General features: G+C 49.0%; 23 protein-coding genes and 1 pseudogene. 18 read left to right on the top strand and 6 right to left on the bottom strand.

From position 1 onward, the window contains the following. Window positions 1-1,120: ATP-binding protein (locus tag AB4Z33_RS18875; RefSeq protein ID WP_442051393.1), on the top strand; the 1,120-nt coding region annotated here is incomplete at its 5' end. 54 nt (window positions 1,121-1,174) lie between these two features. Here AB4Z33_RS18875 and AB4Z33_RS18870 read toward each other — a convergent pair. Further along, entirely contained in the window at window positions 1,175-1,420 is a 246-nt protein-coding gene (locus tag AB4Z33_RS18870; protein ID WP_442051392.1) for an NHLP leader peptide family RiPP precursor, read from the bottom strand. 125 nt (window positions 1,421-1,545) lie between these two features. After that, window positions 1,546-2,478: a hypothetical protein gene (locus AB4Z33_RS18865; RefSeq protein ID WP_442051391.1), complete on the bottom strand. Its 933-nt coding sequence runs from the start codon at window positions 2,476-2,478 to the stop codon at window positions 1,546-1,548. A 380-nt stretch (window positions 2,479-2,858) separates the two neighbouring features. Between AB4Z33_RS18865 and AB4Z33_RS18860 the strand changes: the two genes are divergently transcribed. The 5 genes from AB4Z33_RS18860 to AB4Z33_RS18840 all read left to right on the top strand — a co-directional run bounded on the left by AB4Z33_RS18860 (window position 2,859) and on the right by AB4Z33_RS18840 (window position 9,017). Beyond that, complete coding sequence (locus tag AB4Z33_RS18860) at window positions 2,859-3,425, top strand: hypothetical protein (protein ID WP_442051390.1); 567 nt, start codon at window positions 2,859-2,861, stop codon at window positions 3,423-3,425. Between the two features lie 315 nt (window positions 3,426-3,740). Continuing rightward, on the top strand, window positions 3,741-4,862 hold the full coding sequence (locus tag AB4Z33_RS18855; protein WP_442051389.1) for a Gfo/Idh/MocA family protein: 1,122 nt from the start codon (window positions 3,741-3,743) through the stop codon (window positions 4,860-4,862). A gap of 41 nt (window positions 4,863-4,903) precedes the next feature. Continuing rightward, on the top strand, window positions 4,904-5,917 hold the full coding sequence (locus tag AB4Z33_RS18850; protein ID WP_442051388.1) for a substrate-binding domain-containing protein: 1,014 nt from the start codon (window positions 4,904-4,906) through the stop codon (window positions 5,915-5,917). Between the two features lie 26 nt (window positions 5,918-5,943). Beyond that, the gene (locus AB4Z33_RS18845) at window positions 5,944-7,782 is read left to right on the top strand and encodes a cache domain-containing sensor histidine kinase (RefSeq protein ID WP_442051387.1); all 1,839 of its coding nucleotides are present in this window, start codon (window positions 5,944-5,946) and stop codon (window positions 7,780-7,782) included. 14 nt (window positions 7,783-7,796) lie between these two features. Then, the gene (locus AB4Z33_RS18840; RefSeq protein WP_442051386.1) at window positions 7,797-9,017 is read left to right on the top strand and encodes a response regulator transcription factor; all 1,221 of its coding nucleotides are present in this window, start codon (window positions 7,797-7,799) and stop codon (window positions 9,015-9,017) included. 76 nt (window positions 9,018-9,093) lie between these two features. Here the strand turns inward: AB4Z33_RS18840 and AB4Z33_RS18835 are convergent, their stop codons facing one another. After that, entirely contained in the window at window positions 9,094-9,402 is a 309-nt protein-coding gene (locus AB4Z33_RS18835; RefSeq protein WP_442051385.1) for a hypothetical protein, read from the bottom strand. Between the two features lie 210 nt (window positions 9,403-9,612). Here AB4Z33_RS18835 and chvE point away from each other — a divergent pair, with 210 nt between their 5' ends. The 3 genes from chvE to mmsB all read left to right on the top strand — a co-directional run bounded on the left by chvE (window position 9,613) and on the right by mmsB (window position 13,488). Further along, window positions 9,613-10,695, top strand: coding sequence for a multiple monosaccharide ABC transporter substrate-binding protein (gene chvE, locus AB4Z33_RS18830; protein ID WP_442051384.1), 1,083 nt, complete (start codon window positions 9,613-9,615; stop codon window positions 10,693-10,695). Between the two features lie 90 nt (window positions 10,696-10,785). After that, a complete protein-coding gene (mmsA, locus tag AB4Z33_RS18825) occupies window positions 10,786-12,318 on the top strand; it encodes a multiple monosaccharide ABC transporter ATP-binding protein (RefSeq protein ID WP_442051383.1) in 1,533 nt (510 codons plus the stop codon). A gap of 6 nt (window positions 12,319-12,324) precedes the next feature. Then, on the top strand, window positions 12,325-13,488 hold the full coding sequence (gene mmsB / locus AB4Z33_RS18820) for a multiple monosaccharide ABC transporter permease (RefSeq protein WP_337101007.1): 1,164 nt from the start codon (window positions 12,325-12,327) through the stop codon (window positions 13,486-13,488). Between the two features lie 69 nt (window positions 13,489-13,557). On the opposite strand, the gene AB4Z33_RS18815 is transcribed toward mmsB, so the two are convergent. Then, window positions 13,558-13,812: a YiaA/YiaB family inner membrane protein gene (locus AB4Z33_RS18815; protein WP_442051398.1), complete on the bottom strand. Its 255-nt coding sequence runs from the start codon at window positions 13,810-13,812 to the stop codon at window positions 13,558-13,560. 30 nt (window positions 13,813-13,842) lie between these two features. Next, a pseudogene (locus AB4Z33_RS18810) lies at window positions 13,843-13,980 on the bottom strand (YiaA/YiaB family inner membrane protein); the annotation flags it as partial. A gap of 392 nt (window positions 13,981-14,372) precedes the next feature. On the opposite strand from AB4Z33_RS18810, the gene efeO reads away from it, so the two are divergent. The 9 genes from efeO (at window position 14,373) to trhA (ending at window position 23,106) form a co-directional block, all read left to right on the top strand. Continuing rightward, the gene (efeO, locus tag AB4Z33_RS18805; RefSeq protein ID WP_442051382.1) at window positions 14,373-15,230 is read left to right on the top strand and encodes an iron uptake system protein EfeO; all 858 of its coding nucleotides are present in this window, start codon (window positions 14,373-14,375) and stop codon (window positions 15,228-15,230) included. 71 nt (window positions 15,231-15,301) lie between these two features. Next, window positions 15,302-16,567, top strand: a complete 1,266-nt coding sequence (gene efeB / locus AB4Z33_RS18800) for an iron uptake transporter deferrochelatase/peroxidase subunit (protein WP_442051397.1) — start codon at window positions 15,302-15,304, stop codon at window positions 16,565-16,567. Between the two features lie 69 nt (window positions 16,568-16,636). Further along, window positions 16,637-18,448 carry an FTR1 family iron permease gene (locus AB4Z33_RS18795; protein WP_442051381.1) on the top strand — a complete coding sequence of 604 codons (1,812 nt, stop codon included), beginning with the start codon at window positions 16,637-16,639 and terminating at the stop codon, window positions 18,446-18,448. A gap of 112 nt (window positions 18,449-18,560) precedes the next feature. Further along, a complete protein-coding gene (locus AB4Z33_RS18790) occupies window positions 18,561-18,932 on the top strand; it encodes a LapA family protein (protein ID WP_442051380.1) in 372 nt (123 codons plus the stop codon). A gap of 24 nt (window positions 18,933-18,956) precedes the next feature. Further along, window positions 18,957-19,883 (top strand): TRM11 family SAM-dependent methyltransferase, encoded by a 927-nt coding sequence (locus tag AB4Z33_RS18785; protein WP_442051379.1) that lies wholly within the window; start codon window positions 18,957-18,959, stop codon window positions 19,881-19,883. 32 nt (window positions 19,884-19,915) lie between these two features. Beyond that, on the top strand, window positions 19,916-20,116 hold the full coding sequence (locus AB4Z33_RS18780; protein ID WP_442051378.1) for a hypothetical protein: 201 nt from the start codon (window positions 19,916-19,918) through the stop codon (window positions 20,114-20,116). 147 nt (window positions 20,117-20,263) lie between these two features. After that, on the top strand, window positions 20,264-21,652 hold the full coding sequence (locus AB4Z33_RS18775; protein WP_442051377.1) for a glycoside hydrolase family 26 protein: 1,389 nt from the start codon (window positions 20,264-20,266) through the stop codon (window positions 21,650-21,652). A gap of 60 nt (window positions 21,653-21,712) precedes the next feature. After that, on the top strand, window positions 21,713-22,414 hold the full coding sequence (locus AB4Z33_RS18770; RefSeq protein ID WP_442051376.1) for a hypothetical protein: 702 nt from the start codon (window positions 21,713-21,715) through the stop codon (window positions 22,412-22,414). A 47-nt stretch (window positions 22,415-22,461) separates the two neighbouring features. Further along, window positions 22,462-23,106, top strand: coding sequence for a PAQR family membrane homeostasis protein TrhA (trhA, locus tag AB4Z33_RS18765; protein WP_442051375.1), 645 nt, complete (start codon window positions 22,462-22,464; stop codon window positions 23,104-23,106). Between the two features lie 83 nt (window positions 23,107-23,189). Here trhA and AB4Z33_RS18760 read toward each other — a convergent pair whose 3' ends face one another. After that, window positions 23,190-23,996, bottom strand: a complete 807-nt coding sequence (locus tag AB4Z33_RS18760; protein WP_442051374.1) for a lipase family protein — start codon at window positions 23,994-23,996, stop codon at window positions 23,190-23,192. Between the last annotated feature and the right edge of the window lie 167 nt (window positions 23,997-24,163).

Genomic DNA, 24,163 nt, shown 5'->3' with positions numbered 1-24,163 from the left:
AGTGTTTGGAAAAGGTCCATTTAATATTATTCATATCGTTAGAAAGATCCACTTTGTACTGGCAGCTATTAATTTAATATTCTTTTTAATCGGATTTATGTCACAGGAGATTCGAGAATGGTATCTTAGTTTATCTTATATTACTTTTGGTGGGTTTATAGTTTTAAGTAGTCTGCTGCTTCTTGTGCTCCTAATCTACTTTTGTGTAAAAAGAAACAAAGATGCTATTATCATATCAATTGGTGCTTGCATGTTTACGATAATTGGGGCACTAGAAGTAGTTAAATTTTTCTCTGTTGGAATTGGTTATTACTTATTTACATGGAAGTGGGGTGTGCTTTGGTTTATAGTCTCACTTGTCATCATCTTAGTACGTAAAATAATGCTTAATTATGAACAAGTCGTAAAGTATTCTAAACAGCTGGAAGTATTCAACAATGAACTCCAACGATCTGAAAAAATGGAGATGATTAGCCAATTGGCGGCTTCTGTTGCTCATGAGGTTCGTAATCCGCTTCAGGTTACAAGAGGTTTTCTTCAGTTGATAGGAGAAAAATCAACTAATCAAAAAGATAAAAGCTACATGTCTTTAGCGATAGAAGAATTAGATAGAGCTGCAGAAATTATTACAGATTTTCTCACATTTGCTAAGCCTCAGGCAGAGCAAACTAATGTATTGAATTTGGCGAATGAATTGTATCAAATTGAAGGTATATTAGTTCCTTTAGCCACAATGCAAGGAGGGACAATCAGGACAGAAATAGATCAAGAGCTGTACGTAAAAGGTAACTCTTCTAAATTTAAACAAGCACTTATTAATATTATAAAGAATAGTATCGAAGCTTTAGGAGAGGAAGGGAAAATTGTTATTTCGGCAGAGAAGAATGAAAGAACGAAGGAGATAATAATTAAAATAAGAGATAACGGTGAAGGTATAAACGAAGAAGATTTAATAAGATTAGGTGAACCGTATTATTCCAAGAAGACAAAAGGGACTGGATTGGGATTGATGGTTACTTTCAGAATTATCGATCTCATGAAAGGGCGGTTACAATATTTTAGTGAAAAAGGAATAGGTACAGAAGTGGTAATACATCTACCGGAAGTTATTAATGAATAAAGCAATGCCGGATGCATGATATTGATGCATCCGGCATTGCTTTATTTTATAAAACTACCCCCACATTGGGAATTCGACGTTTTCTGAGGAAGTAACGCTTTTCGCTGGGCTTTGTGGAAGGATGAAGTACTTTTTAGAATCAGTTTCTTCCAACACCTCGACTTCGAGCGAGTCAGGAATTTCAGTTCCGAAGGCTTCTTTGACCGCTGCTTTCGGATCTGCTAGAAGTTTCTTTTTAAACTCTGCGTCTTCCCAAGCTTTTTGAATAATTTGATCTTGCAAGGACTTATCTGCGGACATACTGATCACCCTTCCGAATATGTATAAGATTACCATAATAAGTCTATCATGAAGGGTCGACAAAATCTACATCAACAATTGTATTTTTCGACAAAAATAGCTTTTATTCATCTTGATTTTTGATATTATCGCCCTTGTTTTTCGAAAAAGTAGTTCAAACCACCTTTTTTCATCCGTTCGCGATTCGATTCTATTGATTCAGCTGTTTGGGTCAAATGGTCTAGTATATATTGGTTGTAATTTTCCAATTCAGGAAGTTGTGAATTTAGTGAAATTAAGCGCATGTGTTGACTGCGTGCAACTTCGACGTATTCATTCATACAGCAGCGCACGTATATGTAAGTACTAACAATATCTTCAGTTATGGGGGCGTCTGGCTGCAGACTTGCCTCGATCATGGCAATAAGGCTGTTGTAGCTGCATTCTTGCATATCTTTTTTCCAATCTACCCAGTCGTCGGCCATCTGCAAGGTCATAAGAGCGATGTCGACAGCTTCATCAGTTGTTGGAATAAGCTTCTCTTTCCCACCTAGAAGAAGAGCTCCTGAACTTGCTATTTTAACTGGACCTGCTTTGTGGGCAATCTGAATCGGATCCGCAAGAAAGTAGTTGTTAGACGATTCATTGACTACGCTGCTGGCCCATACTCTCTTATATTTAGCGTAATACTCCCAATATGAAGAATGTGATGGAAAGAGTGTCCTTGATATAGAAAGCATCTCTGAGTAAAGGAGGTTGCCAAGTGCAAGCTTCTCCTTCACATCGGAGGCGGGACCGTCATCCATGACGTCATCTTGTATGAAGTAGTAGAGCATCAAATAAACATTCGTCAGAGCCAGCTTGTCGCATTGCTCATCCGTAATGCCAGCTACATCCTTCATCCAATAAGGCAATAGCATACAAATGAAGTTTTGCCCCTTGTCATGCTTAACGGGGTGAAATTTATTCGCATAGGCAAGCCCAACCTGGTTCAAAGGCGCTGGGAAACCAGCAATTGTCCGTTCAGCCGCAGCATAGACATGAGTGAGTCTTTCCTTATAATTTTCGTACCAATCCATCTCTACGCCCTCCGATTCGCAACTTTCATCAGTCCGAAGCTAATAAAAACTTAATATACGCATATGTATGAAACAAGGGTATTCTGAATCCACTCTACTATATCAATATTTGCCAATATGCGACAGTATTCTACACGAAAAAGAGAGTACGGAAATAGGTGAACTGCCAGTTGAGGAAATAGGATTTTTCCAGTAAAATAGAGACAGGCTTTCCAATTGAAACGTTTGCTAACGCAAGCCCGCCGATGTTATCGAATGACACTGACAAAACTGGACTAAGGTCGAGGGTGCTTCTATTACCTGAGCAGGTTTAGGATTTGTTGCTCCTGCATTAAAGTTAATACCAGGATAAGAGTTCTTTAATGTGGAGGTTGTACGGCATGAATAGAGATTATGAAATTTACGTACTATTGACGGATACAGGCACGTTATTTACGAAGACCATTAAGCTATTTACAAGGGATCCTTTGAATCATGCCTCTCTAGCATTTGACAGCAACTTGAACGAGGTATATAGTTTCGGTAGGAAAAATCCGAACAATCCTTTTTTTGCCGGATTCGTGAAAGAAGATGTGCGGGCCGATTTCTTCGAACAGACGACCTGCGCATTATATAAATGTACGATTAGCCAGCACGCCTATCAAAGTATTCGCACGCAGATCAGCGTTATGGAGCAGAACCGGGATCAGTACAAGTACAATCTGCTTGGAATGTTCGGCGTCATGTTCAATATTGAGATGAAGAGGGAATATGCTTACTTCTGTTCCCAATTCGTAGCTTCCGTCTTCGAGCAAGGCGGCGTGAATCTGGTCAACAAATCGCCGCTGCTCGTTACGCCGGGCGACTTGGTCAATACGCCATTACTGGAACTCGTATATCACGGCAAGCTGCATAACTATACTGGCTGCCAGCAACGGCAGGCTGCCGCAACCTTTAGAACCGCATGACGAAGACCTCTGTCCATGAGGTCTTTTTTTTCTGTTGACCGACCTTGATTGCTGTTGAAGCTGCTCGGTTACGGACTCGGGTGACGCTAATGAGTTAAAACGACACTGGTGACGGATTTAACGGACCGAGGAGACTCTAACTGCCTGGAACAGGTGTTCAAAATTTCAAAAACGTGCTAATAGAGTCTCTGGAGTCCGTAACGGAATGATATTGGCCAAAATTAAGCTAGTAAGGTCCATGGAGTCCGTAATAGTAAATAAAATTAAATTCGAATGGGTTGGAACTATATTTAAATGATAAGCGGAGGTATAAATATGTCTTTGATTACGTTCGGAATTGTTGGAGCTGGTTGGAGGGCCGAATTTTATTTGCGAATCGCACAGGCGCTTCCGCAGCAGTTCCGTGTACATACCATGCTCGTTAGAGACAAGGACAAGGCGCTGGCTATGGAGCAAAAATGGGGCGTTCGTACGGTAAGCACGGTTCAGCAATTCGCAGCATTGGCGAAACCGCATATCCAGTTTGCAGTTGTTTCCGTTCCCCGTACGGCTGCGCCAGCCATTACCATGGAACTTGCGGCTGAACATATTCCGGTGCTGGCGGAGACGCCTCCCGCTTCCGATCTGCAATCGCTGACGGCTCTATTCGATTCCGTACCGCAATCCGCTAAGATTCAGGTAGCGGAGCAGTATCTATACCAGCCGATGCACGCCGCGCGAATTACGCTTGCCCGCTCAGGGAAGCTTGGCGAAGTGAATCATGTACAAGTATCGGCAGCCCACGATTATCATGGGATCAGCTTGATCAGACAATTGCTCGGCGTTACCTTCGAGCAAGCAATCATCCGAGGCGAGAGATTCACGGCTCCATTGATAAGAAGCGGAGGCAGAGAAGGCGACCCTACGGACGGCGAGATTATTTCGTCGGAACAGACCATTGCCACACTTCGCTTTGGGGACAAGCTTGGGGTGTATGATTTTACGAGGGAGCAATATTTCTCATGGGTTCGTCGTGACCGCATTCTCGTTCGCGGCAGTCATGGAGAGATTGTTGGCGCAGAAGCGGCCTATATGGTTGATTATGCGACGCCAGTCTACACAGAGCTTYGTCGGATAGATACGGGGCATAATGRCAATCTAGAAGGTTACTTTCATCGAGGCATCACGAACGGGGAAGAGTGGCTTTATCGCAATCCTTTCGCGCCGGCTAGACTAACCGATGATGAGATCGCTATTGCCACATCTCTGCTGCATATGGGCGAATATGCCCTTGATGAACGACCTTCTTTCTATAGCTTGGCTGAAGCTTCGCAAGATCATTACTTGGCCCTAATGATGCAGCAGGCAATCGCAACGGGGGAGACGGTGAACACACAGCCTCAAATATGGGCAAAGGCAAGTATGGCCAAGGGCAGTAACTTGCAAGATAATAGGTAACAGATCTACGACCATTACGATCCCAGAATGGAGCTGCGACGTTGAAAAAAATTCTCGTCATATACGGACTTCTCATTATTACATTCATGTTGTTCATGTTCTATAGCCAGAACAACGGATTTCGCAACACTGCTGCCAATCCGTGGGACGAGATGGATGAAGGACTTCGCGGCTCGATCGATGAGAAATATGTCATGGTGACATTCCTCTCCGGTATCGAATATTGGAAGACGGCAATTAAAGGGTTCGAGGATGCAGCGGAAGCGTTGAATGTATCGGTGGAGTATAGAGGCGCTACGCAATATGACGTCAATGAGCAGATAACGGTGCTGGAGCAGATCATTGCGAAGAAGCCGGCTGGTATCGCGTTGACTTCTATGAATGCCGAGGCGCTTACCGGTTCGATTAATAAAGCCGTAGAGGCTGGTATTCCGATTGTACTGTTCGATTCGGGAGCAGAGCTCAGCAATGCGTATTCCTTCCTCGCGACAGACAACTATAACGCGGGTGTAACGGCTGCGAACAAGATGGCTGAGCTTATCGGAGGCAGAGGCAAGGTTGGGATCATTACACTTCCAAAGCAGTTGAACCATCAGGAGCGGACGATCGGCTTCCAAGAAACGATTAATAAGGAATACCCGGAGATGGAAGTCATTGCGATAAAGGACGGCAAAGGCGATCAGCTTATATCCGGTGCAATGGCTGAGGAGATGTACAAAGAGCATCCCGATCTGAAAGGGATATTCATCACGGAGGCTAACGGCGGCGTAGGCGTAGGCAAGTTGTTCGGAGCCGACCGCAAGGTGAAGATTATTAGCTTTGATACCGATAAGGGAACGCTCGATATGGTGCGTAACGGAACGATAGCCGCTACAATGGCGCAGGGTACATGGAATATGGGCTATTGGTCGATGCAATTCCTGTTCCACCTGCATCATAACATGACGGAGCAGAGCGCAACGGACGTACCTGGAGGCATGCCATTGCCTAAGTATGTGGATACGGGCATTACGGTCGTGACGAAGGAAAATGTGGACAGCTTCTATGCGAAATAACGGACCGCGTCTGTGGAAATGAGTGGATGGCGATAAAGCAGCTGAAATTTTTTCAAATGAATAACCTGCCGATCCGTTACAAGCTGATCATTATGTTCCTGCTTATCAGCATATTGCCCTCTATCGGCCTTGGACTGCTGATTGACTATACGGTAGAGCGGATCATCGGCAGGCAGGTGAACGAAAATACGATTCAGCTTATCGGCAAAGTGAATCGGTCGCTCGAGTTTTATGTCAGCAATATGCAAAATATGACCTATTTGATTGCGTTTGATCCCGGGATTAAGCGTTTTTTGGAGCAGCAAGCGGCCGATGAATACGCGATGCGCAAATTTCTGCAAGGGTACACGACGCTTTATTCTGAAATTGCGGGTATTATGGTCGTTAACGCCAAGGGTGAATACATAAGCAATGAGCTTTATGCGCGAAGCGAGAAGCCGTTGACGGAGGAAAGCTGGTACAAGGCGGCTTCAACGGATAAAGGGATTTTCAAGATCGTCGGCAAGCCGAGCGGCCGCAACATTACGAGCCATGCGAGCTACACGGAGGATGAAGTCATTTCGGTGGCGCGGGCGATATTGAATCCCGATACGCAGCAAGTGGAGGGCGTCGTGCTGATTGATCTGAAGCTGCGTGTGATCGCAGAAGCCGTCAAGGACGTACGTCTAGGAAAGACGGGATACTTGCTCGTGATCGATAAGGACGGCAGCCACATCTATTCCCCGACGAAACCGATTATTCGCGATATTCCGAAGGAATGGGCGCTGGAGGGGAATGTCGGCTCTTTCGCGAAGACGGTGCAAGGAGAGGAACTTCAGTTTATTTACCGCAAGTCCACCTTCACGGACTGGACGACCGTAGGTGTCTTCTCCACGAAGGAATCGGCGCTTGAGGTGCAGGAGATACGCTTCTATGTCATTAGCTTCGTGTTCTTCCTATCGCTGCTGAGCATAGCGGCTGCCATTTATCTCGCGTATTCGATGTCCAGACCGATCAATCAATTAATGTCGTTCATGCAAAAAGCGGAATCCGGCGATATGACGATTCGTTATTGGGGCGAGCGGGAGGATGAGGTTGGTCAGCTCGGCCGAAGCTTTAATACGATGCTGGCACAGGTGAATAGGCTGCTGCTGTTAACGGAGCTGCAAGGGAAACAGAAACGGGAGGCGGAGCTGAGAAGTTTGCAAGCCCATATTAAGCCGCATTTTCTGTACAATACGCTGGATACGATTCATTGGATGGCTCGCAAGAAAGGGGCGGAGGATGTAGCGGAGGTGGTTCAATCGCTGTCGCGGTTATTCCGCATCGGACTTAGCAAAGGCAATGATATTATTCCGTTAGCGGACGAGATTGAGCATATCCAAAGCTACTTAACGATACAGAAGACGAGGTACAAGGATAAGCTGAACTATACGCTTGATGTGGAGGATGACGTTCAGCCTCTTTACGTGCTTAAGCTGCTTCTTCAGCCCATAGTGGAAAATGCGATCTACCACGGCATCAAGGAGCGCCGAGGGCCGGGACATATTACAATAACGGCGAAATCCGAGGAGGGTGCACTGCTGCTAAGCATCACCGACGATGGAAAGGGCATGACGCAGGCCAAGCTGGCTAGCCTCAGGCAAGCGCTGGCCGGATCGGTCATCTCGGAGGTTGACGGCCTTGATACGGCGGCAATGACTGCAGAAACGATGGAAACGCGTGAAGGGAAGGAATTGCAAGGACAAGGCTACGGTATTCAGAATGTACAGGCTAGAATTAGGCTGACGTTCGGCGAGCGATACGGCTTAGTCATCGACAGCGAAGAAGGTGTCGGCACAACGGTAACGATCGTACATCCGATCTTGAAGGATATTATGGGTTAGGCAGGGGACGGAAAATGGATCATTTGTTGCGAGTATTAATTGCGGATGACGAACCAATCATTCGTGAAGGAGTTCGCGATTCCGTTGATTGGGAATCGCTTGGCATGCGCGTCTGCGCTGAAGCAGAGGATGGAGAAGAGGCGCTTGAGCTGGCGCTGAATCTGAATATTCAGATCGCGCTCGTTGACCTTAACATGCCGATTATGAATGGTATAGAGCTGATGAAGGAGCTGAGGCAGAAGCTTCCGCAATGCCGCATCATAATTATTACCGGGCATGACGAGTTCGCTTATGCGCAGGAAGCTATAAGGCTTAGCGTGGACGATTACATCCTCAAGCCCGCTAATTCGGAGCAGCTCCGTCAGGTGCTAGGCCGAATCCGTCATGAACTGGAGGCGACACAGAAGCAGGAGATCCATCTGCAGCAGGCGTCGAAGCAAATTGCCAAAAACTTTCCGCTCATGCGCGAGCGCTTCTGCTTGGAATGGATCGAAGGGACGATGACCGAGGCTGAGCTGCGGGAGCAGCTCGAATTTCTTCAATTGCCTGCGGCCTCTCCTGATATGCTCTGCGTCATCAGATGGCCGGAAGTCGTTACAAGCRTTCAGCTTCGAAAGGAAAATGACCGCCAGCTGTTCATGTTCGCCATCGAGAACATCATCGGGGAGATGCTGGTAAGCTATGAGAAGACGATATTCCGTGATCATTCCGGCTTGATTGTCGCTATTGTCTGGGGCGCAGTCCCTGAAACGTTGATATCTGATATGCAACATGCCGTGCAAGCGTACTTGAAAATATCAGTTCATGTCCACGCGCAGCCGATCGATAATGGTCTCTTATCGATTCCGGCAGTGTATCGCCAGTGCAAATCGAGTATTTTCAAGGAAGCTCAGATGTCTCCGCTCGTTCGCAAGGCGAAGGATTATATTCGGGAATCGTACATGGAGGCGGATATGAGCTTAGAAGCATTCGCACAGCTCATGCAAGTGTCCCCTGTATACTTAAGCCGCATCATTAAGCAGGAGCTTGGCGCCTCGTTCGTGAGTCTCGTGACGCAGACGCGAATCGCGAAAGCGATGCAGCTGTTGAATGCAACGGATATGCCAATCAATGAGATTGCCGAAAAAGTAGGTTACGACACGCAGCATTATTTCAGCACCGCCTTCAAGAAAGCGGTTGGCGTCTCGCCGAACCAATACCGTAAGGGCGCGGCATTCCAAGAAGACGAAATTTAATAAAATAAGGAGCTATCCCCGACGAAGATTCCAAGAGTTGACGCAGGGACAGCTTCTTTTTTTTGCGCTCAAAGTACTAAACGCCCCACAGCACATACCCGAATGTCATGTACAGAAACAGGAACAGCAGCATGCCCCCGTTGCCGATGACGGCCGTCCAAGCGATCGTTTTGCCGTGGCGCCAGCGTCCTTCCATAGGAAAACGAGCTCCTAACCCCGCTATACCGACAAAAAAACCTACCGGCCCTCCGAGCAGAATGGAGGCAAACCAAAGCCCCTGCGTAGGATGTCCGGCCTCAAAAGGGAATACGAAGCTGTACATTGTCAGTAATCCCGTCCCGATCAGAAGAAGAAACGAAAGATATGCCGATATTTTTTTGATCATGCGCAAGCACCGCCCCGAAATGGATTCCCTCCAATCATAAGAAAGATCGCAAACGGAAGGAAGTACTAACATTTTGTAGTACCTGGAAATCAGGGGCCAGGTTTATTTTTTATAAAAAAGGTTGTTTTATTGCAAAGACGATCCTTTCCACTCGGTTGTATATTGATTGTGCACCAGCAATCTTAGTAGAGGTGAGAGGGGATTGTCACAATGAAAAAAGGGTTAACTTTATTAGTCGTAGCAGCGCTCGTATTCGTACTTGCGGCATGCGGAGGCAYGAATAACGGAAGCGGCGGCAGCGGCGAGAGCGGCTATGTAGGCATCTCGATGCCTACCAAGTCGTCCGAGCGTTGGGTTGGCGACGGAGCCAATATGGTGAAGGAATTCCAGGCACTCGGTTACAAGACGGACCTACAATATGCAGAAGACGTTATCGAGAATCAAGTATCCCAGATCGAGAACATGATTACGAAAGGCGTAGGCATTCTCGTTATCGCGGCAATCGACGGCGAATCGCTGTCTGACGTTCTTGCGAAAGCAGATAAGGAAGGAATTAAAGTTATCGCGTATGACCGCTTGATCAAGAAGACGGAGCATGTAGCTTACTACGCGACATTCGATAACTTCAAGGTTGGCGTTCAACAAGGCTCGTACATCGAGCAAGCGCTCGGCCTCAAAGACGGCAAAGGCCCTTTCAACATCGAGCTGTTCGCCGGATCGCCGGACGACAATAACGCTTACTTCTTCTACGACGGCGCAATTTCCGTTCTGCAACCCTACATCGACAGCGGCAAGCTTGTTGTACGCAGTAAGCAAACGACAATGGATCAAGTAGCGACACTAAGATGGGATGGCTCTCTAGCTCAATCCCGTATGGATAATCTGCTTAGCGCGAACTATGCTTCTGAGCGTGTAGACGCTGTATTGTCGCCGTATGACGGCATCAGCATCGGGATTCTGTCCTCCTTGAAAGGCGTAGGCTACGGCACGGCAAGCAATCCGCTTCCTGTTGTAACCGGTCAAGACGCCGAGCTTGCTTCGGTCAAATCGATCATTGCCGGCGAACAAACGCAAACGGTGTTCAAGGATACTCGCGAACTTGCRAAGATCGCTGTATCGATGGTAGACAGCGTGCTCAAAGGTACGGAAGTGAAAGTGAATGACACAGAAACGTATGACAATGGCGTAAAGGTTGTTCCTTCGTACCTGCTTGAGCCGGTATCAGTGGATAAATCCAACTACAAAGAAGCGGTTGTCGACACAGGCTACTACACCGAAGATCAACTGAAGTAAGGGTCGGCAGCGTAACTCTCCTGATTTAGTGGCGGCCCTGCGGGGTTGTCACTAAATCATTTTCAATAAAAGTAAGGGCGTGATCCTAAGATGGCGACTAACAACATTCTCGAAATGAGAGGCATTACGAAAACGTTCCCAGGCGTCAAAGCGCTCGAAGATGTGAATCTGCAAGTCAAGGAAGGCGAGATTCACGCGCTCATGGGCGAGAACGGAGCGGGCAAGTCGACGCTGATGAAGGTGCTGAGCGGCGTATATCCGCACGGCTCGTATACAGGTGATATTTTGTACAAAGGCAACGTCTGCGAGTTCAAAGATATTACGCAGAGCGAGCAGCTCGGCATCGWCATTATCCATCAGGAGCTGGCTCTTATCCCGCAGCTGTCGATCTCGGAGAATATCTTCCTCGGCAATGAGCAGACGAAGCGCGGCGTCATTGATTGGAATGAAACGATCGTCAAGACGAAGGAGCTTCTGAAGACCGTCGGTCTGAATGAGTCGCCGAATACGCTTATCTCCTCCATCGGTGTAGGGAAGCAGCAGCTTGTGGAAATCGCCAAAGCGCTCTCTAAGAAAGTGAAGCTGCTTATTCTGGACGAGCCGACTGCTGCGCTTAATGAGGAGGACAGCGAGAATTTGCTTAATCTGCTGCTCGCCTTCAAGAAGCAAGGGATTTCGTCGATTATGATCTCCCATAAGCTGAACGAAATTACGAAGGTTGCCGATTCGATTACGATTCTGCGTGATGGCAAGACGATTGAAACGCTTGATATGGTGAAGGACAACATCAATGAAGATCGGATTATTAAAGGGATGGTTGGACGCGATCTGACGCAGCGTTATCCGGCTCGCGAGCCGCAGATCGGCGATACGATTCTGGAAGTGAAGAACTGGAACGTTTATCACGAGACGCAGCAAGACCGCAAGGTCATCGACGATGTGAACATGTACATTCGCAAGGGTGAGATTGTGGGCATTGCCGGACTTATGGGGGCAGGCCGAACGGAGCTGGCAATGAGCCTCTTCGGCAAGTCATACGGTAAACGCATTAGCGGCGAGACGATGTTGAACGGGAAGCAAGTGCAGTTGAATACGATTAATCAAGCGATAGACCAGGGCCTAGCCTATGTTACGGAAGACCGCAAGCATTACGGTTTGATTCTAATGGACGATATTAAGCGCAACATWACGTTGACCGGCTTGAGTAAAATATCGCGGAACACGGTCGTTAACGCCAATCAGGAAATCATCGAGGCGGAGCGATTCCGCGCGAAGTTAAATATAAAGACGCCAAGCATATTGCAGAAGACGGGCAACTTAAGCGGCGGCAATCAGCAGAAGGTCGTTCTGAGCAAGTGGATCTTCTCGGAGCCGGAGGTGCTCATTCTCGATGAGCCGACACGCGGCATTGACGTAGGCGCCAAGTACGAAATCTATACGATCATTAATCAGCTTGCCTTGGAAGGCAAAGGCGTGCTCATTATTTCATCGGAGCTTCCTGAGCTGCTTGGCATGTGCGATCGCATTTATGTCATGAATGAAGGAAGATTTACAGGCGAAGTAACCCGCGAGGAAGCTTCGCAAGAGAAGCTGATGAAATATATGACGAAGAGCAGGGGGTAACTGAAGATGGAATCATTAAGCAAGCTGTTCAAAAGCAATATTCGCCAATACGGCATGATTGTTGCCTTAGTTCTTATTATGGTCCTGTTCCAAATCTTGACCGACGGCATCTTACTGAAGCCGCTTAACATTACGAATTTGATCTTGCAGAATAGTTATATTCTCGTCCTTGCAATCGGCATGCTGCTCGTCATTATTACCGGGCATATCGATCTATCGGTTGGTTCGGTTGCCGCTTTCGTAGGAGCCATATCAGCCATATTAATGGTTGATATGCATATGCCTTATCCGGTAGCGATTATCGTATCGCTCTTGATCGGCGGTCTTGTCGGTGCATGGCAAGGGTTCTGGGTCGCTTATGTCCGAATACCGTCGTTTATCGTAACGCTCGCCGGCATGTTATTGTTCCGAGGCCTTACAATGGTTGTGTTGGGCGGCCAATCGATCTCGCCGTTCCCTAGCGGTTTCCAACGGATCAGCTCCGGTTTCATTCCTGACTGGCTTGGCGGCGGCGATATTCATGCGCTTACGATCGTTATCGGTCTTGCGCTATCAATCATTCTTATCTTCACAGAATGGCGTAATCGATTAACGCAGCAGCGTTATCAGTTCGACGTTGTGTCTGCTCCATTATTCGTGCTTAAGCTAGTTGCTATCGTAGCGATTATCAATGTATTTACTTATGTTTTGGCGGCTTATGAAGGCATTCCGAACATCTTGATTATTTTGTTTATACTCGTTGTTGTGTACACCTTCGTGATGAACAAGACGGTTATGGGACGTCACATCTATGCCCTTGGCGGCAATGAGAAGGCAGCTAAGCTGTCAGGGGTCAAGACGAAACGGATGACGTTCTGGGTATTCGTCAACATGGGCGTGCTTGCTGCGCTATCGGGTTTATTGTTCGCTGCGCGTCTGAATGCGGCAACGCCGAAGGCCGGCGTAAACTTCGAGCTCGATGCGATTGCGGCGGTATTCATCGGCGGCGCTTCGGCGACAGGCGGTATCGGCACAGTTATTGGCGCAATTATCGGCGGTCTCGTTATGGGCGTTATGAATAACGGGATGTCGCTCGTAGGCCTCGGTATTGACTGGCAGCAAGGCATCAAAGGTCTTGTATTGCTGGCTGCAGTAGCCTTCGACATTTACAACAAAAACAAAGCTTCATAAATGGTATGAAAAAAGCGGCGCTGTCCTCCTAAGGTGAATTCACCCTGGTGGGCAGCGCCGCTTTTTATGCTAAGCCTGGTATTCGTCTAATGTATTCAGATGAGCTTTGTCTTCCTCGTTGTCTCTGATCGTTTTCTGAAGCACGAGGCAGGCAACGATAAGGAAGGCACCGGCAATTGCGTAATAGCCTTTCACATAGAGCGGCTCTTCCAAGTTGAAAATGCCGATATATTGAGCAAGAATGGCGATGATGAAGCCGGCCCATGCCAGGAACGAGAACGCCGCCGTATTTCTGTTTCTGTAGTATGGATTTTGCTCCTTCAAAAATTTATCCTCGTCATTGTCGCGGGCAACCTTTTGGAGCAGGAACGAAGTTATGATGAGCAGAACTCCAGTTACTGCGTAATAACCTTGCACGGACAGGGTCTGATTAAGCGTGTAGATGCCGATGAATTCGAAGCCGCAGGCGATAATGAATGCGCCCCATGCCATGAATGTGTAAGTCGGCGTATTGCGGCGGCGATAGAAGTTGTTAGCTGGCTTGCGGATATGATTGCCATTTGCAGTTGTGTTTACGTTACTATTAGCGTTCATTTGAAAAGATTCCATTTGGTTAGCCTCCCGGATAGTTGCTTATTCGTTCAAACTTGCTTGCTTCGATATCTGTATTATCCCAACATATTCCTCTACCCGATAGTACCAACTTCCTATAGTACCGTTTCGGTTTGTGGGTATCGTTTATCAACATCGATCGTTAAATGGAAGATGCGCGTAAATATGACGGAAGTTCACAAAACACCAATTGACAATGATTATCAACCGCGATTATACTTTGGCTTAGTGATAAAGTAATTTATTCGTTTGAATAAGAGGAGATCAAGAGAATGAAGATGAAGTTAGTTGCTTTTCTATGTGCTTGCTCGCTAGTCATGGCTGGCTGCGGGGCGAACGGAGAAGAGAACAATGAAAAGGTGAATGCAGGAGCAAACAATGGCGGCAGCACGGAGGCAGCCGATGCAAGCTGGGAGCCAATCTTGAACAGCTATCGCGCATTCACGATAGAGCAGGCGGATACTTTTATTATCGAGACAGAGAAATTCGTTAACGCCGTGAAAGGCGGAGACCTTGAACTGGCTAAGTCGTTGTATGCTCCGACACGGATGTACTTCGAACGGATAGAACCCATAGCCGAAGCGCTAGGCGATCTCGATCCTAATATTGACGCTCGCGAGAACGACGTCGAGGAGAAGGACTGGCGTGGTTTCCACCGTATCGAGCAAGCATTGTGGGCGAACAACACGACAGACGGCATGACGGAATATGCTGATCGTCTGCTTGAAGATACGAAGCTGCTGCGCGCGCTTATGGAAACCGTCGAGGTTGAGCCAAGCTTGCTGTTAACCGGTGCGGTTGAACTGCTTAACGAAGTGTCTTCTTCTAAAGTAACAGGCGAAGAAGAAAGATATTCGCATACGGATTTGTACGACTTCGCTGCTAACGTTGAAGGCGCGAGAAAGATCTACGATCTTGTGAAGCCTGAGCTTAACAAGAAGGATGCGGCGCTAGAGGAATCTATCGGCAAAGCGTTCACGGAGCTGGAGCAAGCGCTGACGGAATACCAATCAGGTGATGGCTATGTTTCGTATGAAGCACTTAAAGAAGAAGATACGAAGAAGCTGAGCCAACTGATCGATGCTCTTGCTGAGCCGTTGTCGCAGATGGGCACGATTTTGGAGGCATAGTTCATATGGATGAAAAGAAGCGTCCTGACCAACCAGATAAGCAGCAAGTGGATAACGTCAAACAGGACGGCATGCTGAAAAAGCCAATAAGCCGAAGAGACTTGCTGCGAATGGCGGGCGTAGGAGGCGCTGGACTTCTATTCGGCGCATCGGGCATGGGGGGCGTGTGGGCGGCTGCCGAGAAGAGCGTCTCAGCTAGCGTTGCTAAGGAAACAGGTAAGTCGAGCAATGGCGAATTCGTTGATTTCTACGGCAAGCATCAGGCGGGCATTACCACGCCGGCACAAGACTTTCTCGTATTCGCAGCGTTCGACTTGACGACGGAATCGCTTGCTGACGTGAAAAAGCTGTTTCAAACATGGACGAAAGCATCAGCAGCAATGGCTGAGGGGCATATGATCGGCGAAGCGAATGACAATGTGAATATGCCTCCTTCCGATACGGGTGAGGCGGCAGGCTTAACGCCATCGCGTACAACGATAACGTTCGGCGTTGGTGCTTCCTTTTTCGATTCAAGATACGGGCTGGCAGCGAAGAAGCCAGCGCCGCTTGCAGATCTTCCGCCTTTCGGAGGGGATGAACTGCGTGAGGAATGGTCGGGCGGAGACATTGGCGTGCAAGTGAACGCGAATGATCTGCAGATCGCCTTCCACGCGATTCGCAATCTGGCAAGACTAGCTAGAGGCAAGGCAGTCCTTCGCTGGACACAGGAAGGCTTCCAAAGAACAGGCGGTGCAGATCCGTCAGGCGCTACGCCGCGTAATTTGATGGGGTTCAAGGATGGTACGAACAATCCCGACACGAGCGATGATTCTGTAATGAACAAGGTTGTATGGGCAAGTGCTTCTGACGGTGCTGGCTGGATGGAAGGCGGCACCTATATGGTCGTGCGGCGAATCCGAATTCGCGTTGAAGTATGGGATCGCTCCACGCTTGGCGATCAAGAAGCAACCTTCGGTCGTCATCGTGCAAGCGGAGCGCCGCTTGGCGGCTCGCAGGAGCATGACGCGCCAGACTTCGATAAGCTCGATGAGAAAGGCAAGCCCGTTATTCCGGTCAACGCGCATATGAGGCTTGCTCGCGGTGACGGTTCAATACAAATATTAAGACGTTCCTATTCGTATTCCAGCGGCATGGATCACAAGATGGGGCAGCTCGATGCAGGTTTGTTATTCATCTGCTTCAATCGCGATACGAGCAAGCAGTTTACGCCAATGCAGAAAAAGCTGGGGCAGAACGACCTGCTGAACGAATATATCGTTCATGTCGGAAGCGCTCAGTTTGCTTGTTTCCCCGGGGTTCGCGAAGGCGGGTATATCGGTGAGACGCTATTCTAAGCAGGACAAGAATTATTAAGCATCATGGGAAGGGGCGAACCGCTTATGTTCGCACGAAATGGCAGCAGTATGAAACGAATAACGATTCGTTTCTGCTTGGCTGCTTTTCTTATTGTAACGATCATTCAATGGAGTACGGTTACAGTTGCGTCTGCAGGCAGCACGGATACAGCAGAACTGGATCGGCTGCTGCCGCTCGTCGGCGGCGCACTTGTTGAAGCCGGTCAAGGCGAGTGGGAAGAGGCCAAAGGACATGTCGTGAAGGCGGCAGACGGCTGGGTGAAACTTCAGCCGGAAAAGACCAAAGAGGCCGAGGCGGTCGATGCAGCATTGGAAGCAGCGATTACTGCTCTAACGGTGGGAGAGCAAGAGCAGGATGCAGCAGAAGCGAAGTCATCTCTTTCCACGCTTGCCAAGGCCATTAACAGCTATGCAAAGAGTGTTAAGAGTGAACCGGACTCTTCGGGCAAGCTTTCAGGAACGGAAGCGGCGCTTACAATTAAGCCACTCGTTCAGCAATTGCTTGATGCTGTCCAGCAGTCGGACTGGATGAAAGCCGGCGAAGCGTATAAGCAAATAAACGGCGGATGGCCGCAGGTAGAGTCTGCCGTACGCAAAGATAACTTCAAAGTATACGGCCTGTTGGAGACAAAGATGAGTATGCTGCGCATTGCGATTCAAGCTGAACCGCCGCGCGACGAGCAGGCTAAGTCAGAAGCAGAAGCTCTCATCCAGCTTATCGAGCAATATGCTGCGGGAAGCATTGCCGACGATGCAGGAAGCGCCGGAACGGAGTTGTCCGTTGCCGGAGCGATAGCTCTGCTAGACTTAGCGCTTAAGGAATCGCAATCCGAGCGCTATGCAGAAGCTGCTGCTCAGATGGAGTTGTTCATCGCGCAATGGCCTTCGGTAGAGGGAGAGGTTCAGCTCCGATCCGCCGCGGTGTATACGAATGTCGAGGTGAGAATGGCTGAGATTGCAGGTTACTTATTGTCTAATCCGCCTCAAGGCGATAAAGCGAACAAGCTCATTGGAGAGCTTCAAGAGCAACTGCGCCCGATGACTGGGGATACGCGCTATACGGCATGGGATGCGGGAATGATTTTGCTTCGTGAAGGTTTGGAAGCAATTCTTGTGCTAGCGGCGCTCCTCGCGTACTTGAAGCGTACGGGCAACGGGAGCAAAAGCAAGTGGATTTGGTCAGGGGTATGGACAGGACTCGCGCTTAGCGGGGTAATGGCATTCGTCCTTACGTACGCCATTGCCAAGCTGGCGGCTGGCAGTGCCCGCGAAGCGATTGAAGGCGTTGCAGGTCTACTGTCGGTCGTCTTAATGTTGACGGTCGGCAATTGGCTGCACAGCAAGTCCAATATGAAGAGCTGGACGCAATATATCGATAACAAAATGGGCAGCGCGCTGGCGAAAGGCAGTCTATGGTCGTTGTTCGCGGTTTCTGCGCTTGCGATATTCCGCGAAGGTGCGGAGACGACGATTTTCTATATCGGAATGGCTCCATCGATCGAGCCTTTGCAGCTTGCGCTAGGATTCGGAGTGACCTTCATTCTCTTAATCGGACTAGGCTTTGCCATTATACGTTTCAGCGCTAAGCTGCCGATAAAGCCTTTCTTCTTGCTTGCATCAGCGCTGATCTACTATTTGGTCGTTCGTTTTCTTGGCGAAAGCATTCACTCTTTACAGGTTGCGGGCTGGTTGCCGTCGCATACGCTATCCGGATTTCCGACTATTGGCTTCCTAGGCGCGTATCCGACTTGGGAGACGACTGCTGTTCAGTCATTCGTACTCGCATATATTATTACTAAATGGCTGCTTTCAGCCAGGAAGAAGAGTGTAGTGGGTTCCGGCGTTCTGAGTGAAAGTTAATATTATGTCTTGAGAAGCGGATGCTCGCAGACGAGCATTCTCTTCTTTTTTTTCAATTGTAAGAAATGAATTCGATTTTGTGGTACGATTTGGAGAAAAGGGAGGGAATGAGATGAAGGGACAAGGCATGCTGATCTCAGCGTTCGTATTTGCCCTGGTTATTGCGATATTCGCCGTCATCAATGTGGATTCCGTTCAAGTGAATTTCCTGTTCGCGAAGACGACGACACCGCTTATTCTCGTGATCCTTGTGTCGACACTCTTAGGCGGTCTGACAGTTGGTTCGTTCGGACTAATCCGTCAATATCGGCTTCAACGGACGATTAAATCGTTGGAGAAACAGCTGCATGAGCTGACAGGTGAGCATGAGACAAGCGGTTCCGGACACCGAAAGGCGAAGGGCACGGAGACTTCCGCGGCTGCACATGCAGAGGAGCGCCCGTCAAGCGCAGCTAGCACAGATTCGGAGCCGATGAACGATTAAAGGGAAAGAAAGGCGAGGCGCACCATGTTCATATACACCTATGCTTGCCACGAGGACGAGACGGAGTTATGTCAGCTGGAGCTAAGCTTGCTGCTTGCTCAGCCGTGTGCCGGCGGCATTGCTCAGAGTGATATTGAGATTGCCGCCAATCGCAGTCCGTTCATTCGAAGAAAGATTCATGTCCAGCTGTCTGCGGGAAGCATGGAGGAGCTAGTCGAGCTGCTTCCTGAAGTAGGGCTGGGTGAAGGCGAGACCTTCAAGGTCGTATTTACGCAAGCTGCTGGCGATTCATCAATTACTTATGAGGAACGCAGACAACTAGAGCGGCTGGCAGGGGCTTCAATACGCGGAAAAGCCGAGATGCGAAAGCCGGATCGATTATTCGGACTTATTCGGCTGAACGGCCGCTGGCTGTTCGGCTTCTGCGAGGACAATGACGCGATTTGGCTGGAGCATCAGAAGAAGCCGCAGAACTATTCCACTGCGCTTCCTGTCCGAGCGGCCAGAGCAATCGTTAATATTGCAGCGCCGGGACGTGCGGAGGCTGTGAAGCTTATCGATCCGTGCTGCGGCATCGGAACGGTGTTGATTGAAGCGATGTCGATGGGGATCGATATCGAAGGCGTTGACCTCAATCCGCTGGCCGTGCGCGGAGCAAGAATGAACCTCGCGCATTTCGGCTATGCTGATCGGGTGAAGCTTGGCGATATGCGCGGGCTGACGGGTCATTACGATGCGGCCATTATCGATATGCCCTATAATTTATGCTCGGTTCTCCCCGAGGACGAGCAGCTAGAAATGCTGCGAAGCATGAGGCGTTTTGCCGCGCGGGCTGTCATTGTGACGACGGAATCAATCGAACGGCTGGCCGAAAATGCGAATTGGTCGGTACAAGCTGTCGCCCGACTTCGCAAAGGATCTTTTACCAGATTTATAACTGTAGTAGAATAAGAATGATGTGGAGCATAAAGCGAGGTGAACCTATGTCTACGAACGAACAAAATGGATCGGCTGAAGAGCCGAAGAAGCTGACTCAAGCTGAACGTGCCAAGCAACTGCTTGCTCAGAAGAAACAAGCGCAAGGTGGGCTGCCTGGTCAGAAGAATCATACGACCGGCACGCAAGAATTGAAGAGCCAGAACACGAAGAAGGTTAACAATCAGCGCAAAAAAATGGGTGTGTAATGCCAGCATAGCCAGCATAGCAGTACCAATAGAGCGAAGGGCCATTAAGCGAGGCGGCCTTATCGCTCTTTTTGTTTTCCCATATTTCCGAATAACGAGTCATCGGACTGCAAAAGCTTTGAAAAAGGAAGTCGGAGGTGACCGTTATTGAATCATAACAGGATATTATATAGCCTCGTTGCAGCCCTCTTCCTTCTTCTTTCTCCCGTTCAATCCGTAATGGCTGCCGGGAATGTACCGATTGTGGAGAAGCGGGATTGGACGATTCATGTCAACACGACAGAGGCGTGGTACAAATTGGCGAAGGCAGAGCCTGAAACGGGCACTTATCTAGGCGCGTATGTACTACAAGATGAAGCGATTGCGAGCAGCATGAATTCTTTTAACAAGTTAACGGGGCGTACGCATGCGAGCTTCTTCAAATATGTTGGTTATGGACAACCCTTCCCGAAGGAATGGGTGGAGCAGGTGAAGTCGGTTGGGGCCTTCCCCCATATCGCCTGGGAACCGAATAAGGGGCTTGCACAGGTGCAGGACGATACCTATTTGAGACAATTCGCCAAGGACGCAAGCGAGGCAGGAGTACCTATATTTCTGCGCTATGCATCGGAGATGAACGGTACTTGGACTGCCTATGGCGGTGATCCCGCCATGTATAAGCAGAAGTGGCAGCTCGTACACGATCGATTCGCGCAGCTGGCACCGAATGTTGCCATGGTATGGACGGTGCTGACGGTGCCGGAGAAGCCAATAGAGCGTTTCTATCCTGGGGATGCTTACGTTGATTGGGTAGGAGTCAATGTATACAATGTGAAGTATCATAACGGCAACGAAGATGAACCTGCTGCGTTCGAAGATCCATTAGATCTGCTCAACACCGTCTACAATCGATTCAGCGCTAGGAAGCCGATTCAATTATCGGAGTTTGGCGTTACGCACTATAATACGACTGATCATGCGCATGATATTGGTTTCGCGGCAGCGAAGATCAAGCGGCTGTACGGCAGCCTGGAGCACAAATATCCGCGTGTCAAAGCTGTATTTTATTTCGACGTTAACAATGTAACGGCATACAATAAATCACGAAGAGTGAATGATTATTCTATTGCAACCGAACCGGTTCTGCGAGAGGCTTATCGAACGGCGACATCAATGGGCATAGAGGCTGCGGGCTTTACCGATACGTCGCTCGAGGGCAAGCCGGTTCGCCAGCGATTCACGTATAGGGGGGCTGTGTTCGCTGAACGAGGCCGCTTGTACGCGGACGAGCAATTTTACCGAGAGCTGCTTCATTTGAACGTTCGGATCCAGCAGAGCGCTGCCGGGGATTTAGTCGCGGTCATGAAGAGGAGTACGGTATACGCAGGGAAAGTTGTGCAGTTGCCTATCCTGCAACGCAGAGTATGGAGCGGAATGGAAGCGAGGGGCAGACAGCGCGTTTATCGGTACATGAAGGCGATACCGCTTCGAGACGCGGCCGATGTTTTCGGCCTTAAACTTAGAATAGAAGGAACTGACATTTACATCGAAGCATGATTTACCGCAAGCTCCCGCATAATGTAATTACAACTTCTTCTGAATTCGGAGGGATCTGTTATGACGGCGAACAATTCTGCATCATCGCTTAGCATATATTTGCTTGCCGGCGTGGCAACAACGACCTGTGCTTTCAACGAATGCCGCAAAAAACTGGATAAGCTGTTTCGAGACGACGGCATTGAGCCTCACATTCATGTGCTCTTTCCTTATGGTGATGCGAGCCAAAGTCTGGTCAGGCAAGTAATTGAGGTGCGGACCGATCTGTCGAATCGTATGACTGCCGGACGGATAGGCGGACGCCGGGCATTCCAACATATTAAACAGTTGAATGAGAATGGCAAGCGTATGCTGCTGATTGGACATAGCGGCGGCGGCGCGGCAGCGTATCAGGCTGCGAGGATGATGGAGGAATACGGTGAGGATAACGACATACGCATCGTACAGGTCGGATCGCCGAAGACGCCGATTCATCCTAAGCTGCAAGCGCGCGTGAGTTACTTCCATTCCGTTGACGGTACCGGCAAGCTCAACGATCCGATTAGCAGGATCGGAAGCTGGGGAGGATGGACGGCGGCGGGGCGCGCGATGCCAAGATGGAATCGTTTGAAGTTCGCTCCCGGTTATGTTGAGGGCATTCCAACGGTTGGCGGGCATGCCGATTATTTTCGCCATACGAAGCCCTATACGGACGAGCAAGCGATCTGCAACCTGGACAAAACGATCGACTCCGTCCGGGGATGGTTGAAAGGGTGGCTATGATGCTTTAAACTGATAATCATCAAGAAAGGTTGGAGGTGGTTGTCAGTATGGCCAATACGCATACGTATACGAAGCGCGAGGAAGTCGCGAATGCGGTTACGCATGGCATCGGCGCAATGTTAAGCATAGCGGCGCTCGTGCTGCTTATTGTGTTCTCATCGTTGAAGGGGACAGCCATGCACGTCGTTAGCTTCACGATATACGGCTCGGCGATGCTGCTGCTCTATTTGGCGTCAACGCTCGTACATAGCTTCCCGGAAGGGAAGGCGAAGCGGGTTTTCGAGGCGCTTGATCATTCATTCATATATGTATTCATTGCCGGTACGTATACGCCAATTCTGTTTCACATCGTGCAAGGCACGCTTGGTTGGGTGTTGTTCGGGATCGTATGGGGCGCTGCGGTAGCCGGCGTTATATTCAAGTCCTTCTTCGCATCGAGGTTTCTGTTCACTTCTACACTTGTCTATATCGCAATGGGCTGGATCATCGTGTTCGCCTGGAAGCCGCTAACGACGCATTTGGCGCCAGGCGGTGTGCAAATGCTCATAACCGGCGGCTTATTGTACACATTCGGAACAGTATTCTATATGTGGCGCAGCTTCCCTTATCATCATGCGGTATGGCATCTGTTCGTACTGGGCGGCTCGATCGTCCACTTCTTTGCGATATTGCTTTATGTGTTGCCTGCTTAAAAAAATAAACGCATTCTCCGCGATTCAACCAGTTTGCTGGCTGATGGCTTCTGCGGAGATGCGTTTTTTTGTAGCCAAAAAATTTATTGCTCTACAGCCGGGCACCAGCCTGGAGGCTCGCTGCAGACCAAGACGGCAAATGCGGGGTCTTCTTTCACTAGATCGGCGAAATAACTGGATAAGATATGATTCCCGGATATAGAACCCATTCTGAACGACCGTTTCACTTCGCCTTTGACATGGAGGTAATAATACGTTTGCTTTGTCTTCGGCGACTGATAGACGTGCGGAGGCAAATGCGGGACAATATCGAACTCGTTCTGGAAGCGCCAATGCGTATCGATAATCGTATTATAAGCGCGGACGAATTTTGGATCGCCTACCCTTGGGGCCCCGAACGTATATACGATGGGCGAGCGGATCGCCGTATTGCTTGCTATATCGATGGCTGCGAGCGTTGCGAGCGCACCGCCGAGACTATGCCCGGTAATAAACAGCGGCTTGTCGGCAGGCAGCGTCTGGATGAGCGCGAGCACTTCATTGCGCGTCGACATATAGATGTCGGTGAAGCCCTTATGMGTTTGTCCGGCATTTTTGACAGGGCGGTATACATTTTGCTGAGCGATGAAGTCGGCAACCCAGTCTTCTGCAGACCCGCTTCCGCGGAATGCAAGGACCGAAGCTTGCTCGCTTGTCAGTACAAAGCCGAATCGTTCTTCGTTGCTGTCATACGCACTGGCCTTGAATTCTCCAACTAAGCTGTATCCTCTTGGAGCTAGAAATAAGCCATCCGCGTAATTGTTGAACTGTACATAGGTTTGTCCGCAAACCGCAGCTAGAAACATGGCGGTTCGCAAATCAAGCTCCTGAGCTCTCGTTGACTTACTCATCGTGACTCCCATCGGCATCCCTCCGTTCATTCATTCCGGTCTATCGTTGTTGTATAGTATGAAGCGGGGCTGCAATAGGTACCTGCGGATTTATTGGGTAGGAAAAGAGAAACGTTCATGTTCGATTGGTTGTACATCTTGTGTACGACACGTATAATTTAAAATAT

The organism is Paenibacillus sp. 2TAB19, assembly GCF_052115185.1.
Classification (GTDB): Bacteria; Bacillota; Bacilli; order Paenibacillales; family Paenibacillaceae; genus Pristimantibacillus.
This window is presented reverse-complemented; position numbering and strand designations above follow the sequence as displayed.

Coding starts and splice junctions, on each gene's coding strand:
- efeB (WP_442051397.1), top strand. CDS start 15,302: ATGCTGAAAAAGCCAATAAGCCGAAGAGACTTGCTGCGAATGGCGGGC.
- trhA (WP_442051375.1), top strand. CDS start 22,462: ATGGCCAATACGCATACGTATACGAAGCGCGAGGAAGTCGCGAATGCG.
- efeO (WP_442051382.1), top strand. CDS start 14,373: ATGAAGATGAAGTTAGTTGCTTTTCTATGTGCTTGCTCGCTAGTCATG.
- AB4Z33_RS18845 (WP_442051387.1), top strand. CDS start 5,944: ATGGCGATAAAGCAGCTGAAATTTTTTCAAATGAATAACCTGCCGATC.
- AB4Z33_RS18795 (WP_442051381.1), top strand. CDS start 16,637: ATGAAACGAATAACGATTCGTTTCTGCTTGGCTGCTTTTCTTATTGTA.
- AB4Z33_RS18835 (WP_442051385.1), bottom strand. CDS start 9,402: ATGATCAAAAAAATATCGGCATATCTTTCGTTTCTTCTTCTGATCGGG.
- mmsB (WP_337101007.1), top strand. CDS start 12,325: ATGGAATCATTAAGCAAGCTGTTCAAAAGCAATATTCGCCAATACGGC.
- AB4Z33_RS18860 (WP_442051390.1), top strand. CDS start 2,859: ATGAATAGAGATTATGAAATTTACGTACTATTGACGGATACAGGCACG.
- AB4Z33_RS18770 (WP_442051376.1), top strand. CDS start 21,713: ATGACGGCGAACAATTCTGCATCATCGCTTAGCATATATTTGCTTGCC.
- AB4Z33_RS18785 (WP_442051379.1), top strand. CDS start 18,957: ATGTTCATATACACCTATGCTTGCCACGAGGACGAGACGGAGTTATGT.
- AB4Z33_RS18870 (WP_442051392.1), bottom strand. CDS start 1,420: ATGTCCGCAGATAAGTCCTTGCAAGATCAAATTATTCAAAAAGCTTGG.
- AB4Z33_RS18780 (WP_442051378.1), top strand. CDS start 19,916: ATGTCTACGAACGAACAAAATGGATCGGCTGAAGAGCCGAAGAAGCTG.
- AB4Z33_RS18790 (WP_442051380.1), top strand. CDS start 18,561: ATGAAGGGACAAGGCATGCTGATCTCAGCGTTCGTATTTGCCCTGGTT.
- AB4Z33_RS18865 (WP_442051391.1), bottom strand. CDS start 2,478: ATGGATTGGTACGAAAATTATAAGGAAAGACTCACTCATGTCTATGCT.